Below are 7,735 nucleotides of genomic sequence, written 5' to 3'. Positions count from 1 at the left end.
GCACCTGGGCCGGCGGCGGGACCAGGCCGGTCGCGGCCAGGACGGTCATGGACTTGCCCGAGCCGGACTCGCCGACCACGCCGAGGCTCTGCCCTGGCGCGACGGACCACGAGACGCCGCGGACCACGCGGGCCGCACGGGACCCGCGCCCCAGGGTGACCTCGAGGTCCTCGACGGCGAAGGCGGGGGTGGTGGTGCTGGTCATCGGTCCCTCCGGGACTCCAGGACGGACCGCTGGCGCGGGTCGAGCACGTCACGCAGCCCGTCGCCGACGAGGTTGAAGGCCAGGACGGTGGCGAAGATCGCCAGGCCGGGGAACACGCTCATCCACCACGAGCCGGTGAAGGCCTTGCCGTCGAAGAGCATCCGACCCCAGGAGGGCTCGGGGGGCTGGACCCCGAGCCCGAGGAAGGACAGCGCAGCCTCGGCGAGGATCGCGAAGGCCAGACTGAGCGAGGTCTGGACGATGATCGGGGCGGTGACGTTCGGCAGCACGTGGGTGCGGATGATGCGGAGCGGCCGGGCGCCGATCGACACGGCGGCGCGCACGTAGGGCTCCTCGCGGACGCCCAGCACGCTGGCCCGGGTGACCCGCGCGAAGACCGGGACGTAGACGATGCCGATCGCGATCATCGCTGTGGTCAGGCCCGGGCCCAGCACCGCGACGATGGCGATCGCGAGCAGCATCACGGGGAAGGCGAACAGCACGTCCACGACCCGCATGACCACGGCGTCGGCCCAGCCGCGGAAGTACCCCGCGAGCAGGCCGAGGGTCACGCCGATCACCAGGGCGATGCTGACGCTGACCACGCTGACCTGCAGCGAGACGCGGGCGGCGAGGACCACGCGACTGAGCACGTCACGGCCCAGGTCGTCGGTGCCGAACCAGTGCGCCCCGCTGGGCGGCTGCAGGGTGCGCGTCACGTCGACCGCGTTGGGGCCGTAGGGGACCAGGACAGGACCTAGGAGGGCAAGGAACACCAGGAGGACGAGGACGCCGAGGCCGGCCACCGAGACCGGGTTGCGGACCAGGAGCCGCCAGGCGGAGGTCGTCGGGGTCATCGGACCGAGATCCTCGGGTCGATCTTCCCGTAGAGCACGTCCACGAGGAAGCTGATGAGCAGGAACAGGGCTGCCACGAGCAGCACCGAGCCCTGCAGGACGGGGTAGTCCCGCGCAGCGACGGCGTCGTAGGTGAGCCGGCCGAGCCCGGGCCAGCCGAAGACGACCTCGACCACGATGATCCCGCCGAGCAGGGTCGCCGCCTGGACGCCGATCACGGTCACCACGGGCACCATCGCGTTGCGCACCACGTGCCGCAGCAGCACCACGCGGGCCCGCAGCCCCTTGGCCCGCGCCGTGCGGGCGTGGTCCGAACCCAGGGACTCGAGCACCGCGCTGCGCACGAACCGCGTGATGATCGCCCCGGAGACCAGGCCGACTGCGAGGGCCGGCATGGCCACCCGCCGCGCCCACTCGAGCGGGTCTTCGGTCAAGGGGACGTAGCCCGAGGGAGGGAGCCAGCCGAGGGTCACCGAGAACACCAGGATGAACAGGATGCCGAGCCAGAAGTCCGGCACCGAGACCCCGGCCTGGCTCGCGACCCGCACGACGGTGTCCGAGGCGCGCCCGTGGTGGGTGGCCGCGTAGATGCCGAGCGGGAAGGCGATGAGCAGGGACACGACCAGGGCCGCGGCCGCGAGGGAGATCGTGGCGGGCAGGCGCTCGAGCAGGATCGACGTGACGGGCTGCCCGGTGCGGAAGCTGACGCCGAGGTCACCGGTCAGGGCGTTGCCGACGTACTGCAGGTACTGGGTGAGCAGCGGCTGGTCGAGCCCGGAGGCGGCGCGCAGGGCGTCGTAGGACTCCTGCGTGAACCTCGTGCCCAGGGCGACCCGCACGGGGTCCCCGGGCACGAGGTGCACCAGGGCGAAGACCACCACGGTCACCCCGAGCAGCACCACGGCGGCGTGGCCGGCGCGCACCAGGGTGAACCGCAGCATCAGCCGGTGATGCTCACGTCACGGAAGCGGATGGCGCCGTCACCGCGGGCCTCGTAGTCCTCGAGCTCGGGCACCCAGAGCTGCACCACGTCGGGGTTGTAGAGGTAGATGTAGCTCGCGTCGTCGGCGATCTGACGGGCGGCCGCGGCGTAGAGGTCGCGACGGGCGTCCTCGTCGGTCTCGGTCCGTGCCTCGTCGAGCAGCGCGTCGACCTCGGTGTTGGCGTAGCCCTGGAAGTTGAACGACCCGGTGCTGTGGTGCTGGGCGTAGTAGAAGTCGTCGGGGTCGATGTTCCCGAGCCAGCTCAGCATGAGCACGTCGTAGTTGCCCTGCCCCTGCTCGTCGAGCCAGGTGGCGAAGTCCACCTCGCGCGGGGTGACGGTCACGCCGAGGGGTTCGAGCTGCGAAGCGATGGCCTGGGCCGCGGTGACGGTCTCGGGGTACTCGCTGGTCACGAGCATGTCGATCTCGAGCCCGTCGACGCCGGCCTCCTCGAGCAGGCTCGCGGCCTGGTCCACGTCGTGGGAGTAGGTGTCGTACTCGGTGTGCCAGGCGCTGGTCTCGGGGATGGCGAGCTGGTTGACGGTCGCGTTGCCGTACTGCGTGACCTGGGCGATCGCGTCGCGGTCGATCGCGTACGAGAGGGCCTGGCGCACGCGGACGTCGTCGAAGGGCTCACGGCCCTGGTTGGCAGCCAGATACCAGTAGTCGTTGCTCGCGGCAGCGCCGAGGACCACGGCGTCGTCGCCCTCGAGCTGCTCGACCTGCTGGGGCGGGACGTTGTCGGTCCAGTGCACGTCCCCCGAGGTGATCTCGGCGACGGCGGTGGTCGGCTCGGGGACAAACCGGAAGGTCACGCCGCTGACCTGCGGGGCACCGCCCCACCAGTCGGGGTTCGCGGTGAGGTCGATCGAGTCGCCCGCCGAGTAGTCCGCCAGGGAGAAGGGGCCGGTGCCGACAGGGGCGGTGGTGATGTCTCCGCTCTCGACGTTCTCCTCCTGGACGATCGCCATGCCCTTGAAGCCGCCGATGCTGGGCAGCAGGTTGGGCGTGGGTGCGGAGACCTCGATGACCACGGTGCTCTCGTCCGGGGCCGTGACCTCGGTGACCGACGCGAAGCGCCAGGCGTTGGCGAGCTCCTCGTCGATGATGCGGGTGTAGGAGAAGACGACGTCCTCGGCCGTGAAGGGGGTGCCGTCATGCCACTCGACGCCCTCGCGCAGGTCGAAGGTCCAGGTCAGCTGGTCCTCGCTGACCTCCCAGGACTCGGCCAGGGCTGGCTGCATCTCGAGGTTCTCGTCGGGCTCGACGAGGGTGTCGAAGACGTTCTCCAGCACCTGGAAGGAGAAGTACGACGACGTGCGGTGCGGGTCGAGCTGGTCGGGCTCGCCGGCGATGGCTGCCACGAGCGTCTCGCCCGAGGCCGTCTGCTCGGTGCCCTCGCCCTCGCTCTCGTCCAGGTCGACGCCCTCACCGGGCGAGCAGGCTGCGAGGAGGGCCACTGCGGCCCCTGCCCCGATCCAACGTGCAGCGCGTCCCATGGTGCTTCCCTTCTCCGTCCGTCGGCTCGCCGCCCCCGTGGCCGCCCTCGTCATCAGTATGATGAAGATCCGTCATTATGACGAAGGTTCAACGAGCAGAGTCAAGCGGACGCCGGAAGCGTTACACACTGTTGACGTGACGGCCGGGCCGCACGAGCGAGAGGACGCCATGACGTACTCCCTGGTCGCACGCTCGGCCGACGGTGCCGAGCTGGGGGCCGCGACGGCGTCGAAGTACCTCGCGGTCGGGGCCACGGTGCCCGCCGTCTCCGCAGGTCACGGAGCCCTGGTGACCCAGGCCCACACCAACGTCGCCTTCCGCGAGGAGGGCCTCGCCCTGCTGCGCGCCGGCGTCCCGGCCGAGGAGGCCGTCCAGATCCTGGTGCAGGGCGACGCGGGCCGGGCCCGCCGTCAGCTCGCGGTGCTGGGGACCACGGGGGAGCCTGCGGTGTGGACCGGCGAGCTGTGCAGTGAGGCCGCGGGGCATCTCGTCGGGACGGACTGCGTGGCCATCGGCAACCTCATGGCCGGCGCGACCGTGCTCGAGGCCATGGTCGAAGCCTTCACCGCGGCACCCGGAAAGCTGGCTGAGCGTCTGCTCCTCGCGCTGGCCGCGGGGGAGCGGGCGGGGGGTGACCGCAGGGGCCGCCAGAGCGCCGCGGTGCTCGTGCTCGGGGCCGGCGACCACGACCGGCTCCGCAGCCCCGCGCGGACGGATCTTCGGGTCGACGACCACCCCGAGCCCGTGGCTGAGCTGCGGAGGCTCCTCGAGCTGCACCGCGTGGTGGTCTCTGGACCCGAGCGTGCCACGGCCTTGCCCTTGGACGGGGAGACGGCGGCCGAGGTCGACCGCCTGCTGCAGGTCTCGGGCCATGCCGCTGGGGGCCTCGTCGAGCGCCTCAGCATCTGGGCGCACAGCGAGAACCTCGAGCACCGCCTGCTGGCTGATGCGGTGGACGCGGCGGTCCTGGAGCGGCTGCGTGACCGCGCCGGCGGGCTCAGAAGGCCAGCGGGGTGACCGAGCCGAGCACGAGGGCCGGCTCGGTGCCTGGGTTGGCCCACCAGTGCGGCAGCGTGCAGTCGTAGGTCATCGCGTCCCCCGGACCGAGGTCGACGACCTCATTCCCCACGGCCACAGTGAGTCGTCCCTCGAGGACCGTGACGCACTCCTGGCCCAGGTGCCGGTAGGAGCGTCCCTCGTTGCTGAACCCGGGCGGCACCTCGCTGCGGATCACCTGCAGCCGACCTCCCGAGGGCGTGAGCAGCTCACGCACCACTGCGGGCCCCTCGTTCTCCGGCGGATCGGGCAGGCGTGGCCGCTCGTGGGCACGCACCACGAGGTGGCCGGGGGGCGCGGACTCCTCGAACAGCCGCGTGACGGGCACGCCCAGGGCGTCGGCCAGCCGTTGCAGGGTCTGCAGGGCAGGGTTGCCCTGGCCGCGCTCGAGCTGGCTCACGGCTCCGGTGCTGACCCCGGCGCGCAACGCGAGGGCCTCGACAGTGAGCCCGAGGCGACGGCGGGTGGCGCGGACCGTCAGGCCTACCTGCCCGACCGCGTCAGGACTGCTCGCGGTCATCGGTCCCCGGGGCGTCGGTCGGGTCGCCGTCGTCGTCCGTGAAGGGCAGCAGCTGGTCGACGCCGGTGATGGTGAGCAGCTCGCGCAGCATCCACGGGGTGTTGCGGAGCTGGACCGGGTAGCCGCCGGCCTCGGCGTCCCGCGCGATCCGCACGAGGATGGACATGCCGGTCGAGTCGATGAAGGTGATGTCCTTGGCGTCGATCACCACCGGCAACGCCCGCTCGGCGACCACCTGGCACATCGGTCCGGCGGCGTGCCGGACCGCGAGGTCGATCTCACCCCAGGCCTCGACCAGCGAGCTGTCGGGCAGCTCGCGCAGGCTCATCCCGGATCCTTCGTCGCGTGCGTGGCTCGTCGTCTCGCTCATCGGCGTCTTCGTCCCTCCGTGGTCGCATCAAGAACTCGACCCCCTCGAGAGATCCAACCTTAGATCGGGCCGATCGGCACTGCGGGCGAGGACGCGCGCGGGCCCCAGGGGTATCTCACTCGCCGGTTTCACCCGGTCGGCGGGGTTGGCGGCTAGTGTCGCCACGTGACACGCATCGCACTGGCCACCTGTTCCGCCCTGCCCGACCTCGGCACCGGGGACGTCCCCCTGCTCGACGCGCTCCGCTCGCGCGGCGCGACCGCCGAGCCCGCCGTCTGGGACGACGCCTCGATCGACTGGGCCTCCTACGACCTGGTCGTCATCCGCTCCACCTGGGACTACGCCCAGCGTCGCGAGGAGTTCCTCGACTGGGTGGCCCGCGTCGAGGCCGTGACGAGGCTCGCCAATCCCATCTCGGTCGTCCGCTGGAACACCGACAAGCACTACCTGCGCGAGCTCGAGCAGGCGGGGGTGGGCGTCGTGCCCACGATGTGGCTCGAGCCCGAGCGCAACCTGACCTCCCGCGCCCTGCACACCCGATTCCCGGCCGACGGCGACTTCGTCATCAAGCCGGCCGTCTCGGCCGGGTCTCGGGACACCGGGCGCTACACCGCGATCAACGCGAACTCCCGCGGCCTGGCCATCCAGCACGCCCGACGCCTGCTGCGCGAGGACCGGACCGTCATGGTCCAGCGCTACCTGACCAGTGTCGACACCCACGGTGAGCGAGCCCACGTGTTCGTCGCGGGGGAGTACTCGCACTCGGTGGTCAAGGAGGCCATGCTCGACGGCCCCGACGTCGGTGTCGAGGGTGTGTACAAGGAGGAGACGATGCGCTCGGGCAGCGCCTCGGAGTCCGAGATCGCCGTGGCCCGCACGATCATCGACACGGCGGCCCGGCTGCTCTCGGTCGAGGCGGACGTCGCGGACGCCTCGACCTTCCTCTACGCCCGGGTCGACGTGGTCAGCGACGACGAGGGCGAGCCCGTCCTCATGGAGCTCGAGCTGGTCGAGCCGTCGATGTTCCTCGAGCTCGCCGAGGGTGCGCTGGACCGGTTCGCCGACGCGATCATGGCTCGCGCGAGCTGAGGTCGGGAGCACCCCGGGAGAGCGGGTAGACTTCTCGGCGGTCCGCGGTGACGATCTCACCACGGATCATGGTGGCTATAGCTCAGCAGGTAGAGCACCTGGTTGTGGTCCAGGGGGTCGCGGGTTCAAGTCCCGTTAGCCACCCCGCACGAACGAGGCCCGAGGCAGCATCGCGGAGAGCATCCGTGAAGCAGCCTCGGGCCTCGTTCTTTCGTCCAGTCAGGGCGCGTTGAACCCTGACCGCACCGTGCTCGCCATGACCCCGGCCGCGACCTTCTTGGCGGTAGCGGAGTCCGGCCCCGGCTGGGGGACGAGCATCGCGGCGCGGTAGTAGCGCAGCTCGTCGATGCTCTCGAGGATGTCGGCCAGGGCGCGGTGCCCGCCGTTCTTCTCAGGGGAGGCGAAGTAGATCCGCGGGTACCAGCGGCGGGCGAGCTCCTTGACGGAGGACACGTCGATGATCCGGTAGTGCAGGTGACCGGTCAGGCCGGGCATGTCCCGCTCGAGGAAGGCCTTGTCGGTACCGACCGAGTTGCCGGCCAGCGGGGCCTTGCCCGCCTCGGGGATCCACGCGCGCAGGTAGTCGAGCACCTGCTGCTCGGCCTCGGCGAGGGTGGTACCCCCCGGCAGCGCCTCGAGCAGACCCGAGGTCGTGTGCATGGTCCGCACGAAGGGGTCCATCTGCTCGAGGGCCTCGATCGGCGGGGTGATGACGACGTCGACCCCGTCACCCAGGACGTTCAGCTCGGAGTCGGTGACCACGGCGGCCACCTCCACGAGTGCGTCGCGGGACAGGTCGAGGCCGGTCATCTCGCAGTCGATCCAGACGATCCGGTCGTTGGCGGCGGGGGCAGGGCTCACCCGCGTCACTGTACGGGGTCAGCCCCCGCGCCCGCCCCGACGGCGTGCCGTGCGGGCGGGGTCCCGCGCGGTGCTCACCCGCACCGCGACGAGCACGACGGCTGCCGTCCCGACGGTGACAGCAGCGGCGATCAGCCCCCCGGCGCCCGCCCACAGCAGGACACCCCCGGCCGGCAAGGCGGTCAGGGCGGTGAGGATCACGACGTCGACGCGGTCCAGCCGGGCGCGGGGCCGACCGGCTGGGGACGGTGCGGGGCCGGGAGGGTGGGCCGAGGCAGGGCCCGGGCCCTGCGG

At 71.5% G+C, this 7,735-nt stretch carries 10 protein-coding genes and 1 tRNA gene; 3 read left to right on the top strand and 8 right to left on the bottom strand.

Annotation, left to right across the window (positions count from 1 at the left end; translation table 11 throughout):
• From L0B03_RS11135 to L0B03_RS11120, 4 genes are all read right to left on the bottom strand, one after another.
• Positions 1 to 205, bottom strand: a 205-nt coding sequence (locus tag L0B03_RS11135; protein ID WP_250445863.1) for an ATP-binding cassette domain-containing protein, incomplete at its 3' end; no start/stop codon positions are given.
• Positions 202 to 1,062 carry an ABC transporter permease gene (locus L0B03_RS11130; RefSeq protein ID WP_250445862.1) on the bottom strand — a complete coding sequence of 287 codons (861 nt, stop codon included), beginning with the start codon at positions 1,060 to 1,062 and terminating at the stop codon, positions 202 to 204. The genes L0B03_RS11130 and L0B03_RS11135, both read right to left, overlap by 4 nt.
• Positions 1,059 to 2,003, bottom strand: a complete 945-nt coding sequence (locus L0B03_RS11125) for an ABC transporter permease (protein WP_250445861.1) — start codon at positions 2,001 to 2,003, stop codon at positions 1,059 to 1,061. Before L0B03_RS11125 ends, L0B03_RS11130 begins: the two co-directional genes overlap by 4 nt.
• Entirely contained in the window at positions 2,003 to 3,544 is a 1,542-nt protein-coding gene (locus L0B03_RS11120; protein WP_250445860.1) for an ABC transporter substrate-binding protein, read from the bottom strand. The genes L0B03_RS11125 and L0B03_RS11120 overlap by 1 nt, the downstream gene beginning before the upstream one ends.
• A 136-nt stretch (positions 3,545 to 3,680) precedes the next feature.
• On the opposite strand from L0B03_RS11120, the gene L0B03_RS11115 reads away from it, so the two are divergent.
• A complete protein-coding gene (locus tag L0B03_RS11115; protein ID WP_250445859.1) occupies positions 3,681 to 4,562 on the top strand; it encodes a DUF1028 domain-containing protein in 882 nt (293 codons plus the stop codon).
• On the opposite strand, the gene L0B03_RS11110 is transcribed toward L0B03_RS11115, so the two are convergent.
• Both L0B03_RS11110 and L0B03_RS11105 read right to left on the bottom strand, forming a co-directional pair.
• Positions 4,543 to 5,121 (bottom strand): helix-turn-helix domain-containing protein, encoded by a 579-nt coding sequence (locus tag L0B03_RS11110; protein ID WP_250445858.1) that lies wholly within the window; start codon positions 5,119 to 5,121, stop codon positions 4,543 to 4,545. The two genes, L0B03_RS11115 and L0B03_RS11110, sit on opposite strands and share 20 nt — an antisense overlap.
• Entirely contained in the window at positions 5,102 to 5,449 is a 348-nt protein-coding gene (locus L0B03_RS11105) for an STAS domain-containing protein (RefSeq protein WP_250445857.1), read from the bottom strand. The genes L0B03_RS11110 and L0B03_RS11105 overlap by 20 nt, the downstream gene beginning before the upstream one ends.
• A 207-nt stretch (positions 5,450 to 5,656) precedes the next feature.
• Here L0B03_RS11105 and L0B03_RS11100 point away from each other — a divergent pair, with 207 nt between their 5' ends.
• Both L0B03_RS11100 and L0B03_RS11095 read left to right on the top strand, forming a co-directional pair.
• Entirely contained in the window at positions 5,657 to 6,580 is a 924-nt protein-coding gene (locus tag L0B03_RS11100) for a hypothetical protein (protein WP_250445856.1), read from the top strand.
• Positions 6,581 to 6,651: 71 nt separating this feature from the next.
• A tRNA-His gene (locus L0B03_RS11095) sits at positions 6,652 to 6,724 on the top strand.
• Between the two features lie 75 nt (positions 6,725 to 6,799).
• On the opposite strand, the gene orn is transcribed toward L0B03_RS11095, so the two are convergent.
• Both orn and L0B03_RS11085 read right to left on the bottom strand, forming a co-directional pair.
• Positions 6,800 to 7,441, bottom strand: coding sequence for an oligoribonuclease (gene orn, locus L0B03_RS11090; protein WP_308200040.1), 642 nt, complete (start codon positions 7,439 to 7,441; stop codon positions 6,800 to 6,802).
• Positions 7,442 to 7,459: 18 nt separating this feature from the next.
• Positions 7,460 to 7,735, bottom strand: a 276-nt coding sequence (locus L0B03_RS11085) for a hypothetical protein (RefSeq protein WP_250445855.1), incomplete at its 5' end; no start/stop codon positions are given.

The sequence above is a fragment of the Actinotalea sp. C106 genome, from assembly GCF_023630195.1.
Lineage (GTDB): Bacteria > Actinomycetota > Actinomycetes > Actinomycetales > Cellulomonadaceae > Actinotalea.
The sequence above is the reverse complement of the archived record's forward strand: the minus strand, read 5'-3'. Positions and strand labels throughout refer to the sequence as shown.

Excerpts from the sequence above, each read along its gene's own strand:
- L0B03_RS11120 (WP_250445860.1), bottom strand. The coding sequence starts at position 3,544 with ATGGGACGCGCTGCACGTTGGATCGGGGCAGGGGCCGCAGTGGCCCTC.
- L0B03_RS11110 (WP_250445858.1), bottom strand. The coding sequence starts at position 5,121 with ATGACCGCGAGCAGTCCTGACGCGGTCGGGCAGGTAGGCCTGACGGTC.
- L0B03_RS11125 (WP_250445861.1), bottom strand. The coding sequence starts at position 2,003 with ATGCTGCGGTTCACCCTGGTGCGCGCCGGCCACGCCGCCGTGGTGCTG.
- L0B03_RS11105 (WP_250445857.1), bottom strand. The coding sequence starts at position 5,449 with ATGAGCCTGCGCGAGCTGCCCGACAGCTCGCTGGTCGAGGCCTGGGGT.
- L0B03_RS11130 (WP_250445862.1), bottom strand. The coding sequence starts at position 1,062 with ATGACCCCGACGACCTCCGCCTGGCGGCTCCTGGTCCGCAACCCGGTC.